This is a genomic window from Massilia putida (genome assembly GCF_001941825.1).
Lineage (GTDB): Bacteria > Pseudomonadota > Gammaproteobacteria > Burkholderiales > Burkholderiaceae_D > Telluria > Telluria putida.
On sequence record NZ_CP019038.1, the window covers coordinates 490,244 to 504,513 of the forward strand.

Consider the following 14,270-nt stretch of genomic DNA (forward strand, 5'->3'; position numbering starts at 1 on the left):
CCGGCGCCGCGCCGGCCAGCCTGGACGCTTGATCACTTCACGCGCTGCTTTTCCAGCTTGCGCGCCAGCGTGCGCCGGTGCATGCCGAGCCGGCGCGCCGCTTCCGAGATATTGAAATCGGTCTCGGCCAGCACGGCGTGGATGCGCTCCCATTCCAGCGTCTTGATCGACGTGGAGCGGTTCGTCAGCTCCAGGTCGGTGTTACCGGCGACGTGGCCGAAGGCGGCCTCGATGTCGTCCGTGTTCGACGGCTTGGCGAGGTATTGGCAGGCGCCCAGCTTGATCGCTTCGACGGCCGTGCCGATGCTGGCGAAGCCCGTCAGCACGACGATCTGCATGTCCGGGTCGTGCGCATGCAGCATCTGCACGCAGGCCAGGCCCGAGCTGTTCCCCTTGAGTTTCAGGTCGACGACGGCATAGCCCGGCGAGTGTTCCTTCAGGAGTTCCTGCGCCTCGTCCAGGCCGGGCGCCTGCAGCACCTGGTAGCCGCGCCGTTCGAACGAGCGGCCCAGCGTGCGGGCGAAGGCGTCGTCGTCTTCGATGATCAAGAGGAGGCGGTGCATTTCGTCTTTCTTGTCGTCTTCAGTGGACATGCAGGGGTTCCTTGTCGAGCGCGATCGCGGACAGCGGCAGCGTCAGCGTGACGGCGGCGCCGCCGCCCGTCCGGTTCACCGCCTGCACCGTGCCGCCCAGCGTGCGGGCCACGTTCACGACGAGGAACAGGCCCAGGCCGCCGCCGGGACGGCCCTTGCTGGACTGGTACGGCTTGCCGAACTGCGCCAGCATCCCCGGGGCGAAGCCGGGGCCGTGATCGAGCACGGTCAGCACGAGCGTGCCGTCCTCGACGCCGGCTTCGACGCCGACCCAGTCCGGCGAGGCTTCGAGGGCGTTGTCCAGCACGTTGTCGATCATCTGTTTGAGGGCGGAATCGAAGGCGACCGGCAGGTCGTGTTCGATCCGGTTGCGGTAGTCCACCTCGCGCACGGGGCGGCTGAGCTTCCACTCGTCGACGAGCTTGTCCAGGAAGCCGCGGATCGTCGTGCGCGCGGCCGATTCGCCGCGCGCCTCGCCGGCCGACAGCAGGATGCCGCTGACGATGGCCTTGCAGCGCTTGAGCTGCGTCTCCATCTCCGTGATCTCTTCCAGCAGGTCCGGGTTGGCCTTGAATTCGCGCATGCGCTTCCAGTCGCCGAGGATCACGGACAAGGTCGCGAGCGGCGTCCCCAGCTCGTGCGCCGCGCCCGACGCGAGTAGGCCCATGCGCACGATGTGCTCTTCCTCGGCCGCGCGCTGGCGCAGGTCCGCGAGCTGGGCCGCCTTGGCCTTCAGCGTGTTCGTGATGCGCATGATGAACACGACGAGCAGCGCCGCGTTCAGGACGAAGCAGATCAGCATGCCCTGCACGTACAGGCTCGAGATGCCGCGCGCATGGTCGAACGGCAGTGCGAGCGGCTTGGCGAACACGGACAGGCCCGCGAGGCAGGCGAGCGTGATGGCGACGATGGTCCACGTCGACCACGCTTCCAGCAGCACGGCCGACAGGATCACCTGCAGCAGGTAGAGGAAGGCGAACGGGTTCGTCGTGCCGCCCGACAGGTACAGCTGCATCGTGAGGCTGGCCACGTCGACGAGGAGCGCGAGAAACAGTTCGCTGTTGGTGACGGGCCGGTGTTCGTGCCAGCGCAGGTGGCTGGCGATGTTGAAGGCGATCAGGCAGGCCAGCACCTCGAGCATCTGCACGAGCGGCAGGCGCACGTCGAACACGAGGATCGCGCCGGCGATCGTCGTGATCTGGCCGATGACGGCGATCCAGCGCAGCTCGATCAGCTGCAGCATGTTCTTGTGGCCGGCCACGTATTCGACGGCGGCGACATTGTCGGCGCCCCGCTCGAATACGCGTTTCAGCAAATCAGTCGTGTCGTTCATCGTCGTCATGGTCCTGGCCGCGGCGGGCCACCCACCACCAGGCGCCGGCCACCATCAAGGCAAGAGCATACCAAGTGATCGCATACACGAGGTGGCTGTTCGGGAATGTCACGACCGTCAGGCCGCCGACCGGCCGGTCGGGACTGCCGGGCGGGTTCTGGTTCGCGGCGGCGTCGACGAAGAACGGCGCCGTCGTCAGGCCGCGCGCGGCGGCGATGGCGGCCACGTCGCGGGTATACCAGCGGCCTGCGCCCGGATCGTTGGTGCGCGTAAAAGCGCCCTGATGCTCGCTCGTGCGCAGCAGCCCGGTGACGTCGACCGCGGGACCGGCGCCGGCGCACGGATCGCCCGCCGCGCGCCGCGGCGCGTAGCGCGTGCGTGCGCCGAGTTCGGCCGGAATGAAGCCGCGGTTGACGAGAATGATGCCGTCCTGCGTGCACAGCGGCGTGAGCAGCCAGTAGCCGCTACCCTCTTCCGTGAGAGCCTGGACGGGCGTGGTGAGATCGTAGAGATACGTGCCGTGCAGTGTGACGCGGCGGTACTCGTCGGAGCCGGGGGTGATGCCGGCCCAGCGCGCGCGCGGTGGCGGCGGTGCCGGGGCGGCGTGCACGCGTGCATCCACGCGTGCGATGAGGTCCAGTTTCCATTGCAGGCGATAGACCTGCCAGGTGCCCAGACCGGCGAACAGGACGATCAGCAACAGCGCCGCGCTCGCCAGCAGCGGGGAAAAACCCCGGCGGCCGGGAACGGGCGAGGCTGCGCGATCGTCTCTCGCCATTACTGCATGTCGTGCATGCCGTGTACCGAACTGCCGTCATTGCCCATATTGGGCATCATGTTGGCGTTCATGTGGTACATGACCCAGATGGAGCCGGTCAGCACGATGAACAGCAGGATGATGGTCAGCAGCATGGCCATCATGTTCCAGCCGCCTTCCGACTTCGAGTTCATGTGCAGGAAATACACCATGTGCACGACGAACTGCACGGCGGCGAAACCGATGATCAGGGCTTTGGTCGCGCCCGGCGCCACCTGGTGCGTCATCACCAGCCAGAACGGGATGGCCGTCAGGATCACGGACAGGATGAAGCCGATCGTGTAATCCTTGAAGCTGCCGTGGGCATGCAGGTGGTCATCGTCGTGATGACCGTGGCCGTGGTCGTGGCCATGGCCGTGGGCGTGATGCAGGTCGCTCATGGCAGGACTCCCATCAGATAGACAAAGGTGAACACGCCGATCCAGACGACGTCCAGGAAGTGCCAGAACATCGACAGGCAGGCGAGGCGGCGGTAGTTGGCGGCGTTGATGCCGTGCTTACCGAGCTGGAACATCAGCGTGACGAGCCACACGATACCGAAGGTCACGTGCAGGCCGTGCGTCCCGACCAGCGAGAAGAACGAGGTCAGGAAGCCCGAACGCCACGGGCCGTTGCCTTCGTGGATCAGCGTCGCGAATTCCTGCAGTTCCAGGAACAGGAAGCAGGCGCCCAGGATGCCCGTGATGGCCAGCCAGATCTGCGTGCCCTTCACGTTCTTCTTCTGGGCGGTCAGCATGGCGAAGCCGTACGTGATCGACGACACCAGCAGGAACGCCGTGTTCAGCGCGACGGTCGGCAGCTCGAAGATCTCGGCGCCCGACGGGCCGCCCGCGTAGTTGCGGCCCAGGACTGCATAGGCGGCGAACAGGCAGGCGAAGATGAGGCAGTCGCTCATCAGGTAGATCCAGAAACCGAGCAGCGTGCCGTTTTCCGGATGGTGCTCGCGCACGTAGTAGCGCGAGCTCGGGTCGGCGCTCGCGGCGCCGGCGTGGGTTACGTTAATTTCAGACATGGGCTTCCAGCAGACGGGTGCGCTCTTCTTCCGTGCGGGTCACTTCGTCCGCCGGGATGTAGAAGTCGCGTTTGTAATCGAACGTGTGGTAGATGGCGACGGCGATCATGCCGAGGAACGTCACGCCGACCAGCAGCCACATGTGCCAGATGATGCCGAACGCCATCAGGAACGAGATGCCCGGGATGACCGGACCGGCCCACGTGTTCTTCGGCATGTGGATCGCGACGAAGTCCCTCAGCGGACGCTTGTAGCCGTGCTTCTTCATGTCGGCCCAGGCGTCGTTATCGTGCACGACCGGGGTGAACGCGAAGTTGTAGTCCGGCGGCGGCGACGAGGTGGCCCACTCCAGGGTACGGCCGTTCCACGGGTCGCCGGTGACGTCGGCCAGTTCCTTGCGGTTGATGATCGAGACGGCGATCTGCATCAGCATGCAGCCGATGCCGGCGGCGATCATCAGCGTGCCGAGCAGCGACACCTGGAACAGCCAGTGGATCGACGGGTCGTCGAAGTGGCTCATGCGGCGGGTCACGCCCATGAAGCCCAGGATGTACGGCGGGGTGAAGGCGACCCAGAAGCCGATCGACCACAGCCAGAACGAGTACACGCCCCACTTGCGGTTCAGGCGGAAGCCGAACATCTTCGGCCACCAGTAGTTGACGCCCGCGAACAGGCCGAACAGCACGCCGCCGATGATGACGTTGTGGAAGTGGGCGATCAGGAACAGCGAGTTGTGCAGCACGAAGTCGGCCGACGGCACCGCCAGCATCACGCCGGTCATGCCGCCGATGATGAAGGTGATCATGAACGACACGGTCCACATCATCGGCAGTTCATAGCGGATGCGGCCTTTGTACATGGTGAACAGCCAGTTGAAGATCTTGGCGCCGGTCGGGATCGAGATGATCATCGTGGTGATGCCGAAGAACGAGTTCACGCTCGCGCCCGAACCCATCGTGAAGAAGTGGTGCAGCCACACGAGGTAGGACAGGACCATGATCACGACGGTCGCATAGACCATCGACGAGTAGCCGAACAGGCGCTTGTTGCAGAACGTCGCGACGACTTCCGAATAGATGCCGAAGGCCGGCAGTACCAGGATGTAGACCTCGGGGTGGCCCCAGATCCAGATCAGGTTCACGTACATCATGGCGTTGCCGCCCAGTTCGTTCGTGAAGAAGTGGGTGTCGAACAGACGGTCCAGGCCCAGCATCGCCAGGGTGACGGTCAGGATCGGGAAGGCCATCACGATCAGGATGTTGGTGCACAGGGCGGTCCAGGTGAACACCGGCATCTTCATCAGGTCCATGCCCGGGGCGCGCATCTTGATGATGGTGACGACCAGGTTCACGCCTGACAGCAATGTGCCGACACCCGCCACCTGCAATGACCAGATGTAGTAGTCGACGCCGACGTCCGGGCTCGCCAGGATGCCGGACAGCGGCGGATACGCCAGCCAGCCGGTACGGGCGAATTCACCGACGAACAGCGAGGCCATCACGAGGATCGCGCCGGCGGTCGTCATCCAGAACGAGAAGTTGTTCAGGAACGGGAACGCCACGTCGCGCGCGCCGATCTGCAGGGGCACGACGTAGTTCATCAGGCCAGTCACGAACGGCATCGCCACGAAGAAGATCATGATCACGCCGTGGGCGGTGAAGACCTGGTCGTAGTGGTGCGGCGGCAGGAAGCCGTGCGAATCGCCGAACGAGAATGCCTGCTGGGCGCGCATCATCAGCGCGTCGGCGAAGCCGCGCAAGAACATGATCAGACCGAGGATCATGTACATGATGCCGATCTTCTTGTGGTCGATACTGGTGAACCACTCGTTCCAGAGATAGCCCCACAGTTTGAACTTGGTGAGGACGGCCAGGAGAGCCAGGCCGCCCAGCGCCACCATGATAAAGGTACCGATCAGGATCGGCTCGTGGTAGGGAATCGCTTCCCAGCTGAGCCGACCGAAGATCAACTTCGCTAAGTCAAATTGCTCGTGCATGATTACTTCTTCTTCACAGGATCGTTGGGCGTGGTGCAGACCTCGCCGTTGGCCTGGGCCAGGCGGGTCGCTGCCGCTTGTTGTGGCATGTTACGCATAGCCATTTCGCGGGCCTTCTTGGCGTCCTCGTTCATCATCTTGTCCTGGCAGACGACGCCGTCGGCGACGCAGCGGTTCAGGACGCGGTAGAACAGGTCGTTGTCGACGGCCGCATAGCGGTGCACCGGTTCCTTGATGCTCGGCTTTTCGAGCGTCAGGTAGTTCGCGCGGTCGAGCTTGGCCTCGCCGGCGGACTTGACCGACTGGACCCAGGCATCGAAGTCGCCCTGCGGCACGCCGCGGTAGCCGAAGCGCATGTCCGAGTAACCCGCGCCGCTGTAGTTGGAGGAGAAGCCCACCGACTGGATCGGCTTGTTCTGGACGGCGTTCAGCGTCGTTTCCATGGCCGGCATCGCGTAGACCATGCCCGCCAGCTCAGGAACGTAGAACGCATTCATGACCGACGTCGCGCTGATCTTGAAGCGCACCGGCACGTCGACCGGGACGACCAGTTCGTTGACGGTCGCGATGCCCTGCTCCGGATAGATGAACAGCCATTTCCAGTCCATCGCCACGGCCTGGATGACCAGCGGCTTGGCCGTCGCGGGCACCGGACGGCCCTCGGCGATGCGGTCCAGCGGGCGGTACGGGTCGAGCTTGTGCGTCGAGATCCAGGTCACGAGGCCCAGGACGATGATGATCAGGAGGGGGGCGCCCCAGATGACCAGTTCCAGCTTGGTCGAGTGGTCCCAGTCCGGCTCGTAGGCCGCCTCGGTATTGCTCGCCCGGTATTTGCGGGCGAACCAGATGATCAGGATCATCACGGGAACGATAATCAGCAGCATCAGGATCACCGAAACGACGATCAGATCCGCCTCTTGCTTGGCTATGTCACCGGTAGGGTTCATCACCACCGTATTGCAGCCCGCGAGGGCCGCCATCAGGGGGGAGAGGAACACTCCGCGACGGAGGGTCTTTGGAATCATGCTTGTGTTTTACGTTACATGGGAAAAATAACATGCTAATGTAACGCCAACGGCGTGCGTTTGGCGATTGGACGTTTTGTCCTACCCTTTTCCGTTCTGCAGCATTTGAGGGTCCCGCGGGCCGTTGGATGACATAAGGAGACGAAGACATGCAAGGCACCCCGAATACGTACGGCGGCGCAGGAGCCGCTCCCATCACAGCACCCCACTCCGGGGCCCGGAACATCAACACCCGCGACACGAAAATTGCCCCGGGCGAGATCGCGGTCGGCGTCGTCATCGGCCGCGCTTCCGAATACTTCGACTTCTTCGTTTACGCGATCGCTTCGGTGCTCGTCTTTCCCGCCGTGTTCTTCCCGTTCGCCGACCGGCTGGAAGGCACGCTCTACTCGTTCGCCATCTTCGCGCTGGCCTATGTGGCACGGCCCATCGCGTCACTCTTCTTCATGATCATCCAGCGGCATTTCAGCCGGGAGATCAAACTGACCATCGCCCTGTTCCTGATGGGCTCCGCGACGGTCGCCATCTCGATGCTGCCCACCTATTCCCGTTGGGGCGAGTGGTCGATCGTGTCCCTTGCCATCCTGCGCATCGGCCAGGGCGTCGCCCAGGGCGGGTCGTGGGACGGGCTGCCTTCGCTGCTCGCGCTCAACGCCCCCGAGAACAAGCGAGGATGGTACGCCATGTTGGGACAACTTGGCGCACCGACGGGATTCATCATCGCGGCCGGCTTGTTTTCGTATCTGATGGCCCAGCTGTCGCAGGACGATTTCCTCGTATGGGGCTGGCGTTATCCGTTCTATGTCGCCTTCGCAATCAACGTCGTCGCGCTGTTCGCCCGCCTGCGCCTCGTGTCGACCCCGGACTATACCCACCTGCTCGACGAGCATGAGCTCGACCCGGCTCCGGCGCGCGAAGTGATCGGCAAGCAGGGCACGAACATCGTCATCGGCGCCCTCGCCGCCCTGTGCAGCTATGCGCTGTTCCACCTGGTGACCGTGTTCCCGCTGTCGTGGATCCAGCTGTACGACACCCGCTCGATGTCCGAATTCCTCCAGATCCAGATGATGGGCGCGGGCCTCGGCATCGTCGGCGTGCTGGCCTCGGGCCTCATCGCGGACAAATTCGGCCGCCGCAACACGCTGGGCACGCTGGCCGCGCTGATCGCCCTGTTCTCCGGCTTCATCCCGACCTTGATGGACGGCGGCGTGACCGGCCAGAACACGTTCATCCTCGTCGGCTTCCTGCTGCTGGGCCTGTCGTACGGCCAGGCCGCCGGCGCCGTGACGTCGAACTTCCTGCCGCAGTACCGCTACACGGGTGCCGCCCTCACCTCCGACCTCGCCTGGCTCGTCGGCGCCGCCTTCGCCCCGCTCGTCGCGCTGGGCCTGGCCGCCAACTTCGGCCTCGGCTACGTCAGCCTGTACCTGCTGTCCGGCGCCGTCGGCTCGCTGGCCGCGCTGAGCCTCAACCGGGCGCTGGAAATCAGGAACTGAGTCTTCAAGAGCAGAGCTTAGGCCCCGGTCCCGCCGGGGCATTTTTTTTGCCAAGCAATCCGTGGCCGGAGCGCATTTTCGATCAACATCTCAACATGCATCGACATCTCTCCATACCGGACGCATGACGTGGTCATGGCCTCGCGCGGATGAGCGGACCGGCCGGGCAAGCCGCAAAGCCCGCGTTGACGATCATGCCTGCTTTGAAGATCATGGCCGAAAAAGTGCTCCGGCCCGAATCGTCACCGTCCGGGTCCCAGCCCCAGCGCGCGACGAGGCGCGTCGGGCGCGTCCGGGGCCTGCGGAGCCGCGGCCGACGCGAGCGGCAGGTCGACGACGAACGTGCTGCCGCGGCCCGGGCCCGGACTGTCCGCGGCGACGGTCCCGCCGTGCAGCGCCGTCATCTGGCGCACGAGATGCAGGCCGATGCCCAGGCCGCCCGATTCCTGCTCGCGATGGCGTCCCACCTGCGCGAACATGTCGAAGATCCGCGCCAGCGATTCGCGCGGAATGCCGATGCCGCTGTCGGCGACCTCGACGCGCACCCGGTCGCCGTTGCGCCGCACGCCCAGGCCGATGCTGCCGCCTTCCGGCGTGTACTTGGCCGCGTTGGTCAACAGATTGCCGACGACCTGCGCGAGCCGCGTCGCGTCCGCGAGCACGTGCAGCGGGTCGTCGCCCACGTCGACATGGAAGTCGTGGCGCTTGGCCTCGATCACGGGCAGCGTCATTTCGATGGCGCGCAGCACGATGTCCTTCAGCGGCACGACGGTCATCTTCAGTTCCACCTTGCCGCTGCTGATGCGGGCGACGTCGAGCAGGTCGTCGACGAGGTGCACGAGGTGGTTGACCTGGCGTTCCATCATCGGCCGCACACGGGCCAGCACGTCCGGCTTGTCGGCCCCGATGCGCAGCAGGTCGAGACCCGTGCGCACGGGGGCCAGCGGATTGCGCAGCTCGTGCGCCAGGGTGGCGAGGAATTCGGACTGGCGCCGGTTCGCTTCCCCGAGCGTGTCGGCCAGCTCGCGCAAGGTCTCGCGGCGCGCCCGCTCCTCGGTGATATCGCGCAGGAACACGGCCACGTGGTGGCTGTCATCGTCGCCCAGCCGGGCCGCGTACACGTCCAGCCAGCGCCCGAGGTTCGCCGCGTGCTGCTCGATGCGCACGGGCAGGCCCGTCTTTGCCACGCGGCCGTAGATGCGCGACCAGCGCACATCGTGTTCCGGCACGAGTTCGCGGATCCGCTTTCCCGCCGCGTCCGCGAGGCCCGTGTGGCGCACGAAGGCCGGGTTGGTTTCGACGATGCGGTAGTCGTACGGTTCGCCGGCGGCATCGAAGATCATCTCGATGATGCAGAAGCCCACGTCGATGGATTTCAATACCGTGTGGTAACGCTGCTCGCCCGCGCGCCGCGCCGATTCGCTGGACCGCAGCCGCGCTTCCGCCGCGGCCTGGCGCGAGATGTCGAACACGACGCCCGACATGCGCACGGGCGTGCCGGCGGCATCGAGCTCGACCCGGCCGCGCGTGTGGACCGTCCGTTCGACGCCGGCGCGGTCGCGCACGCGGTACGCGAGCTGGTGGGGCTCGCCGTTCGCCAGCGCGCGGTCCAGGCTGGCGCGCACGGCTGCCGTATCGTCCGGGTGGATCGCACGGACATAATCGTCCAGCGCGATGCCGCCGTCGCCGCCGGCCGCCACGCCGAACATGGCGGCGACATTGGCGTCCGCGTGGACGCGGCCGGCCGCGATGTCCCACGTCCACGTGCCGATCTCGCCCGCTTCGAGAATCGTTTCGAGGCGCGCACGCGAGGCCCGCGCCGCGTTTTCCGTGTGCAGCTGACGCGTGACGTCGATGATTGCCGTGACGGAGCCGGCGACGGCGCCGCCCGCATCGAGCACGGGCGCCGCGCGGATGATCACGGTGCGGCGCCGGCCCGGCGTGTGGAACGGCTCGATGTCGATCACGTCGCCGTCGGCGTGTTCCCCGCGCAGCGCCCGCGCCTGCGCCCATTCGTCCGGTGCGACGGGACGGCCGTGGCGTTCCGAGTGATCGGCCCACCACCCTTTCCATTCGGCGTAGTCGGCCACGCTGGACGTGCGCGGATATTCGCCCCACAGCCGTTCCAGCTCGTCGTTGCACATGACGAGTTTGCCGGTGCGGTCGGCGTAGCTGATGCCCACCGGCGCCGCGGCCAGCAAGGCGTCGAGGCGGCTGCGCAGGCCGCGCGCCAGCTCGCGGGCCTCGTCCAGTTCCGCGCGGGTGCGGCGCAGCGCCTGTTCGGCCGCATGCCGTTCGCGCTCGGCGCGGCGCAGTTCCAGCAGGGTCATGACCTGGTCGCCGAGCGTGCGCAGCGCGAGCCGCTGCTGCACGCTGATGCCTTGCGGGCGCGCGCGCAGGTCGAGGACGCACAAGGTGCCGAGCGCGATCCCTTCGGGCGTGCGCAGCAGCGCGCCGGCATAAAAGCGCAGGCCGGGCGCGCCCGTGACGAGGGGATTGCAGGCGAAGCGGACGTCGCTGGCCGTGTCCGGCACGACCATCAGACTCTCTTCCAACAGCGCGTGCTTGCAGATGGAATCGTCGAGCGGCATCTGGCGCACGCCGAGGCCGATCTCGGACTTGAACCACTGGCGACCGCCGGCAATCAGGTTGACCGCGGCGATCGGCGCGTCCAGCAGGTCGGCCACCAGGCGTACGATGGCGTCGAAGGCCGCTTCCGTCGGGGTGTCGAGGATGCCGTAGCGGTCGAGCGCGGCGAGGCGCGCCGCCTCGGTCCAGGCGGCGGATTGAAGGTGTGCTGTGGTCATGTAGGTGCCATGCGGGTTGACAAGAATGTACCACAGCGGCGACGGCGCACGTCATACATATGCGCCCTCTTCCCTCTCGTTTACCTGCCGGCGACTCCTGCGGATTGCTGCACGGGCGTGATGGCGATTTCGGAATCGGAATCAGGAGAGGCGTCGTTCCCGCGCGGGCGGGAACGACGGGTCGGCGCCTCAGTGCAGCTTCGGCGCCCCGGGGCTGGGCTGCGCACCCGGGCTCACGGTCATGCCGTCAGCCAGCGTCTGGTTCCCCATGCCCAGTTCGGCACCGGTCGGCGGGTCGATGGACGGGTCGGACATCGTGCGGTCGGCCATCTGCTTCAGGAGGTCGATGTCCTTGGCCGCCAGCTTGACTTCCGCCTCGCCCGAGCCGCCGTCGACGGCCATCTGCTTCTCGCGGTCGGAGATGAAGTCCCAGTTCTCGCCCTGGTTCCAGGGGCCGCGCACCTCACCCGCGCCCTGCGACATATTGAAATAAGTGTTGGCGAAGCGCGGGTCGCCGGGCATTTTTCCCGGAGGGAAGTTCGGTGCGATCGTGTACAGCGCCTTTTCGAACGACTTCTGGTGCGCGATCTCCCGCGTCATCAGGAAACCCAACGCCTCCTTCACGCCCGGGTCGTCCGTCAGCGCAATCAGGCGCTCGTACACGATTTTCGCACGCGCTTCGGCGGCGATGTTGGAGCGCAGGTCGGCGGTCGGCTCGCCGATCGTGTCGATATAGGCCGCGGTCCACGGCACGCCGGCCGAGTTGACGAGCGCCGGACCGCCGCCGTACAACACCTGCGTGACGTGGCTGTCGTTGCCGGCGCCCTGGATCTTGCGGTACAGCTCGGCCTCGCTGTCGACGGCTTCCGCCAGCTCGCCCTTCGCCCCCTTGTTGAGCATGGCGACGATGTGGCCGATGACCTCGAGGTGGCTCAGCTCCTCGGTGGCGATGTCGAACAACATGTCCTTCCGGCCCGCATCGTCCTCGCCGACGGCCTGGGTGAAGTAGCGCATGGCCGCGGCCAGCTCGCCCTGCGGGCCGCCGAACTGTTCGAGCATCAGGTTGGCCAGCCCCGGATTCGGTTCACTGACGCGCACGGTGTACTGCAAGCGCTTGTTGTGTGCAAACATGCGATTCCTCCAGTGTGTGATTGGATGGCCCGCGCGGAACGCGACCTGCGTTACCGTGCGGACAAACGGATGCGCCGAAGCGCATCCGGTTGTCCCATCTTCGCAGCGTTGCAGTGAACGGCAATCGGAAACGAAGCCGTGTCTGTGTAGGAATCGAAGCGACAGTCTGTCGCGTCCGTATCGTGCGTCATCGTAAAACCGTGTCACGCTAATATTTAACAAAAACCGGAGCAACGATGCATATGGCAACCCTCGCGACGGGCACCGCAGCTGGCGGCGCACCCGGCGGCGCTGCCGAGGCCTGCCTGGACCGGCCGCTGCGCCTGCTGCTACTCGACGATTCCCATTTCGACACGGTGTTGCTGGAAGATAGGCTGCAACGCGACGGCCTGTGCTATGCATTGCGCCGCGTCTGGGACGAACCCGGCTTCCGCCGGGCGCTGGCCGACCCCTGGGACGTCGTCCTGTCGGACCTGGACCTGCACCAGATCGACGCGCGGGCGGCGCTGGCCATCCTCGCGCAGGTCGCGCCGGACACGCCGCTGATCATCCTCACCGCCAATGCCGACGAGCACGCGCTGCGCGCGGCGCTGGCGGCCGGCGCCGTCGACTACATCTTGAAATCGCGGCTGGGACGGCTCACCCAGGCGCTGCGTCTCGTCGTCGAACGCGCGGGCCTGATCTGCAGGTTGGAAAGGAAGCGGGTCGTCATGGCGCGCCTCTCGCTGGATCTCGTCAACGCGCAGGAGGCGGAACGCCGCTCCCTCGCGCGCGAGTTGCACGACGAGCTGGGCCAGCGCCTCACCGCCCTGAACCTGTTGCTGCACCGCGCCCTGCCATGGCTCGGGGACGAGGAAGGCCTGGCGTTGTGGCGCACGGCCGAGCACGAGATGACCCAGCTGGTCGGGATGGTGCGCGACCTGTCGACGTCGCTGCGGCCGCCGGGTCTCGACCTGTTCGGTCTCGAGGCGACGCTCAGGCAGTTGCTCGCGCACCGGTTCGAGGACGGCCCGACGTGGGTGTTCGAGTACGCGGGCCTGCCGCTGCGCCTCGCACCCGTCGTCGAGATCAGCGTGTACCGCATCGTCCAGGAGAGCGTCACCAACATCATGCGCCATGCGCACGCGCGCCACGTCGTCGTCGAGATCAACGGCGGCGCCCAGGGCGACGAGCTGGAGCTGATCGTCCGCGACGACGGCGTCGGCTTCGACGCCCCGCACTGGCGGGAACATGCGGCCTCCTCGCGGCGCGTCGGCCTGGCCGGCATGGCCGAGCGCGTCCAGCTGCTGGGCGGTACGTTCGACATCCACAGCAGTCCCGGCCGCGGCACGCGCGTCACGGCGGTGATTCCCTTACAGCCCGAGGAGCCACACCATGAACGTCGTCCTGGTGGATGATCACGCGCTGGTCCGCGCCGGGATCCGCACCCTGATCGACCAGATCGCGGACTTCGTCGTCGTCGGCGAGGCGAGCGACGTGGTCGACGCGATGGAACTCGTGCGGCAGGTGCGGCCGCACATCGTCGTCACCGACATCGGGCTGGGCGAGGAAAACGGGCTCGAGCTGGTGCCGCGCATCCGTGCCGAAAGCCCGCGCTCGCGCGTCGTCATCCTCAGCATGCATGCGTCGGAGGAACTCGTGGCGGAAGCGCTGCGCTTGGGCGCCTCGGCCTATCTCCTCAAGGAATCCGCACCGAACGAGCTGGAGATTGCAATGCGCGCCGTGGCGCGTGACGAAAATTACCTGAGCCCGTCCGTGTCCAAAAAAATGATCGACCGCTTCGTGCGCCCGGCCGCTGTCGCGGACAAGCAACTGGACATATTGACGCCCAGGCAACAACAAATCCTCGCGTTGTTCGCCAGCCGCAAGTCGACTAAGGAAATTGCCTACGAACTCGACCTGAGCGAAAAGACCATCGCCGCGCACCGCGCGCAGATCATGGAACGTACGGGCGTGAGGGATCTGGTGGGTCTCGTGTTGTGGGCAATGAAACACGGTCTCGTCAAACCGGCCGACTGAACGACCGTTCGCACTCGGTACGCCTAGGAAATCGCCTAGGC

General features: G+C 66.0%; 12 protein-coding genes. 3 read left to right on the top strand and 9 right to left on the bottom strand.

All coding sequences use genetic code 11. From position 1 onward, the window contains the following. Nucleotides 1–32 precede the first annotated feature (32 nt). The 7 genes from BVG12_RS04665 to cyoA are packed head-to-tail and all read right to left on the bottom strand — an operon-like array spanning nucleotide 33 to nucleotide 6,776. A complete protein-coding gene (locus tag BVG12_RS04665) occupies nucleotides 33–593 on the bottom strand; it encodes a response regulator transcription factor (RefSeq protein WP_075791393.1) in 561 nt (186 codons plus the stop codon). After that, entirely contained in the window at nucleotides 583–1,926 is a 1,344-nt protein-coding gene (locus BVG12_RS04670; protein WP_075796199.1) for an ATP-binding protein, read from the bottom strand. The genes BVG12_RS04665 and BVG12_RS04670 overlap by 11 nt, the downstream gene beginning before the upstream one ends. Further along, on the bottom strand, nucleotides 1,910–2,704 hold the full coding sequence (locus tag BVG12_RS04675; protein WP_075791394.1) for an SURF1 family protein: 795 nt from the start codon (nucleotides 2,702–2,704) through the stop codon (nucleotides 1,910–1,912). The genes BVG12_RS04670 and BVG12_RS04675 overlap by 17 nt, the downstream gene beginning before the upstream one ends. After that, nucleotides 2,704–3,123 (bottom strand): cytochrome o ubiquinol oxidase subunit IV, encoded by a 420-nt coding sequence (cyoD, locus tag BVG12_RS04680; RefSeq protein WP_075791395.1) that lies wholly within the window; start codon nucleotides 3,121–3,123, stop codon nucleotides 2,704–2,706. The genes BVG12_RS04675 and cyoD overlap by 1 nt, the downstream gene beginning before the upstream one ends. Continuing rightward, nucleotides 3,120–3,755: a cytochrome o ubiquinol oxidase subunit III gene (gene cyoC / locus BVG12_RS04685; protein WP_075791396.1), complete on the bottom strand. Its 636-nt coding sequence runs from the start codon at nucleotides 3,753–3,755 to the stop codon at nucleotides 3,120–3,122. Before cyoC ends, cyoD begins: the two co-directional genes overlap by 4 nt. After that, the gene (gene cyoB / locus BVG12_RS04690) at nucleotides 3,748–5,751 is read right to left on the bottom strand and encodes a cytochrome o ubiquinol oxidase subunit I (protein ID WP_075791397.1); all 2,004 of its coding nucleotides are present in this window, start codon (nucleotides 5,749–5,751) and stop codon (nucleotides 3,748–3,750) included. Before cyoB ends, cyoC begins: the two co-directional genes overlap by 8 nt. 2 nt (nucleotides 5,752–5,753) lie before the next feature. Beyond that, nucleotides 5,754–6,776 (bottom strand): ubiquinol oxidase subunit II, encoded by a 1,023-nt coding sequence (gene cyoA, locus BVG12_RS04695; protein WP_075791398.1) that lies wholly within the window; start codon nucleotides 6,774–6,776, stop codon nucleotides 5,754–5,756. A 149-nt stretch (nucleotides 6,777–6,925) separates the two neighbouring features. Between cyoA and BVG12_RS04700 the strand changes: the two genes are divergently transcribed. Beyond that, entirely contained in the window at nucleotides 6,926–8,272 is a 1,347-nt protein-coding gene (locus BVG12_RS04700) for an MFS transporter (RefSeq protein WP_075791399.1), read from the top strand. 242 nt (nucleotides 8,273–8,514) lie between these two features. On the opposite strand, the gene BVG12_RS04705 is transcribed toward BVG12_RS04700, so the two are convergent. Both BVG12_RS04705 and BVG12_RS04710 read right to left on the bottom strand, forming a co-directional pair. Beyond that, on the bottom strand, nucleotides 8,515–11,079 hold the full coding sequence (locus tag BVG12_RS04705; RefSeq protein WP_075791400.1) for an ATP-binding protein: 2,565 nt from the start codon (nucleotides 11,077–11,079) through the stop codon (nucleotides 8,515–8,517). 189 nt (nucleotides 11,080–11,268) lie between these two features. Further along, complete coding sequence (locus tag BVG12_RS04710; protein ID WP_075791401.1) at nucleotides 11,269–12,210, bottom strand: manganese catalase family protein; 942 nt, start codon at nucleotides 12,208–12,210, stop codon at nucleotides 11,269–11,271. Between the two features lie 236 nt (nucleotides 12,211–12,446). Between BVG12_RS04710 and BVG12_RS04715 the strand changes: the two genes are divergently transcribed. Both BVG12_RS04715 and BVG12_RS04720 read left to right on the top strand, forming a co-directional pair. After that, on the top strand, nucleotides 12,447–13,607 hold the full coding sequence (locus BVG12_RS04715; protein WP_083684569.1) for an ATP-binding response regulator: 1,161 nt from the start codon (nucleotides 12,447–12,449) through the stop codon (nucleotides 13,605–13,607). Continuing rightward, nucleotides 13,585–14,229, top strand: a complete 645-nt coding sequence (locus BVG12_RS04720) for a response regulator transcription factor (protein WP_075791403.1) — start codon at nucleotides 13,585–13,587, stop codon at nucleotides 14,227–14,229. The genes BVG12_RS04715 and BVG12_RS04720 overlap by 23 nt, the downstream gene beginning before the upstream one ends. Nucleotides 14,230–14,270: the final 41 nt, after the last annotated feature.